The sequence below is a fragment of the Streptomyces sp. NBRC 110028 genome (genome assembly GCF_001417735.1).
Taxonomy (GTDB): Bacteria; Actinomycetota; Actinomycetes; order Streptomycetales; family Streptomycetaceae; genus Streptomyces.
In genome coordinates this window covers 1-2986 of record NZ_BBUZ01000093.1, presented here as the reverse complement: position 1 = coordinate 2986, position 2986 = coordinate 1, and the positions used below count along the sequence as shown (strand labels likewise).

The window sequence follows — 2986 nt, the reverse complement described above, 5'->3', positions numbered from 1 at the left end:
GCGCCGAAACGCCCTCGGCGAGGCCGAAACCATCGGCTGTGCTCGCGAACGCCTTGCAACGACCGTCCTCGGAGAGGCCCTGTTGCCGTGAGAACTCCACAAAGCTGTCCGGTGTGGACATCACCGTCACACCGCCGGCTATGGCGAGTGAGCACTCGCCCCGGCGCAGCGCCTGCACCGCCAAGTGCAGTGCCACCAGCGATGACGAACACGCCGTATCCACCGTGACCGCAGGTCCCTCCAGGCCGAGGGAGTACGCGACGCGGCCGGATATCACGCTGCCGGCGTTGCCCACGCCTTGGTAGCCCTCCAGATCACCGCCGGAGTTCCACAGCAGCGGTGCGTAGAACTGGCCGTTGCTACCGATAAACGTGCCGGTCCGGCTCTGGTGGAGCGAGTCGGGCGCCACGCCGGCGCTCTCGATGAGCTCCCAGGTGGTTTCCAGCAGCAGCCGTTGCTGCGGGTCCATCGCCAACGCTTCACGCGGCGAGATACCGAAGAAGGCGGCGTCGAACTCCCCGGCGTCGTGGAGGAAACCGCCGTAGCGTGTGGCGCTGGTGCCCTTCGCCTCGGGATCCGGGTTCAGGAGGCGCTCCATGTCCCAGCCGCGGTTGGCCGGAAGTTCGGAGATGACATCGCCGCCCGCTTGGAGCAACTTCCAGAGGGCTTCCGGCGTATCGATTCCGCCCGGGAACCGGCAGGCCATCCCCACGATGACGACGGGGTCGTCCTCCTCATCCGCGTTCCGAACGACGGACAGGTCAGCTGGTGCGTCGGACACACCGAACAGTTCGGAGCGCAGGTACTCGGCGAGTCCGTTGGTGGTCGGATAGTCGAAGATCAGCGTTGTCGGAAGGCGCATGCCCGTGGTGGCCGTAAGCCGGTTCCGGAGCTGGACCGCTGTCAGTGAGTCGAACCCGATTTCTCGGAACGCGCGCTGTGGCTGGACCGAGTCGGTGGAGGAGTGGCCGAGGACGGCAGCGACTTCGCTCTGGACGAGCGACACCAGCTCTCGCTGTTGCTCCGTCTCGGTCAGCGGACGCAGGCGTCGTACGAGTTCCGTACCGCCGTCCTCGTCCCGGGCCTGTCGGTCGTTGGTCGCAGCCGCGGACAGGGCCGGCCGGCGGACGTCGTCCACGTCGTCGAAGAAGGAAGTGCGCCGGACGGCACTGAAGCCGGCGTAGAACCGCTCCCAGTCGACATCCGCCACCACGGCGTGGCCCTCGTCCTGGTCGAGCACTTCCTGGAGGGAGGCGAGCGCGCCAGGTATGGACAGTGCTCGCAGTCCTCGTCGGTCGAGGTAGGAGTCACCGAGGGAGGCAAGGGATCGATCGTCGTTCCACGGAGTCCAGGCCACCGACGTACCGGGCAGTCCGCGCAGACGGCGGTGCTGGGCGACGGCGTCGAGGAAGGCGTTGCCCGCCGCGTAGGCGCTCTGCCCCGCGCTTCCCCAGACGCCCGCGACGGAGGAGAAGAAGACCACGTCGTGCGCCGTGTCGATGCCGCTCAGCACCTCGTCGAGCTGCCCGACGCCGGCGATCTTTCGGCTGATGGTGCGGGCGAATTGCACCAGGTCCGACTCGGCCACCGAGGCGAACTCGACCACGGTCGGCGCATGGATGACGGCGCGCAGCGGGTGTTCGCCGGTCGTGCGGTCGAGCAAGGACCGCAGCGCGTCGCTGTCATCGGTGTCCACGCCCGCGAGTTCGATCTTCGTCGTGTGCCCGTCGAACTCGGCCCTCAGTGCCTCGGCCTCGCCGTCTGCTCCCTGACCTCCCAGGAGTACTACCTGGTGGGCACCGTTGTCAGCCAGCCAACGAACGATGTGGGCGGTCAGCGGTCCCATGCCGCCGGTGACCAGTACGGTGTCACGCGGCTGCCACCTCCGCGCACCCGAGTGTGCACTGCCGCCTGCACGCACCAGCCTGGGTACGTAGGTACCGGTCGTCCGGACCGCGATCTGGTCCTCGCCTCGGGCAGCTCCCTGCACCATCGTGGCCAGGACCGTGGCCAGTAGGTCGGCATGCGCGTGGTCGGGAATCGAACCAGGCTCGCCTGCCACAGCGGGCAGGTCGATCAACCCGCCCCACAATTCGGGGTGTTCCAGAGCAAGGACACGGCCGAAGCCCCATAGCTGCGCGTGCACGGGGTCGATCACCGCACCGGTATCGGCAGCACCGACCACGACGGCGGCTTGCGTGACCAGCCACAGACGCGGCGTCGGCTCACCGGACCTGTCGACATCGATCAACGCCTGGGCCAACGTCAACGATGCGGCCAGACCCGCAGACAGAACGGGGTGTTCGGCATGGGCCTGCTCCTCCCACGCCAGGAACGACACCACACCCCGCACGCCCGGCCACCGGGTGAGGGCCTCGGCGTATGCTGCGCGGTCGGGATGCACGGCGTCGACCTCTACGACCGTGACTTCACCACCCTTGGCCGCCACCGCCGCCACCGACTGAGTGACGCGGACATCGCCGGCACGGCCCTGCGGGACGACGAGCAGCCAGCCGCCCTGCAACGACTCCTGTGCCCGCGAATTGGGCAGAGGCTTCCACTCCACCCGGTAACGCCAGCGCTGCACCTTCCGACGCTGCCGCTCACGCCGCCGCCACGACGACAAGGCCGGCAATGTCGTGTGCAGAGCCTCCGCATCTAGCCCCAACTCCTCGGCCACAACCGCCGAGTCCTCGCGCTCGACCGCATCCCAGAACGCGACGTCTGCCTCACCCTCAACGCCGTTCAAAGACAACGCCGGCGAGCCCTCCAACCAGAAACGTTGTCGTTGGAAGGGGTAGGTGGGCAGGTCTACGATACGGGGGCTCGCACCCTCGAAGGCGCGGGACCAGTCGACCGAAACGCCCCGGACGAACGCTTCCGCAAGAGACGTGAGGAACCGATCCAGACCCCCCTCATCACGCCGTAGCGAGCCCAGCGCCACAGCATCGGCATCCACCGTGTCGAGGGTCTGCTCGATACCGGG

1 protein-coding gene is annotated in these 2986 nt (G+C 68.0%); it reads right to left on the bottom strand.

All coding sequences use genetic code 11. The features are described from left to right. Positions 1-2986, bottom strand: a 2986-nt coding sequence (locus tag ASC60_RS38390; protein ID WP_159043429.1) for an SDR family NAD(P)-dependent oxidoreductase, incomplete at both ends; no start/stop codon positions are given.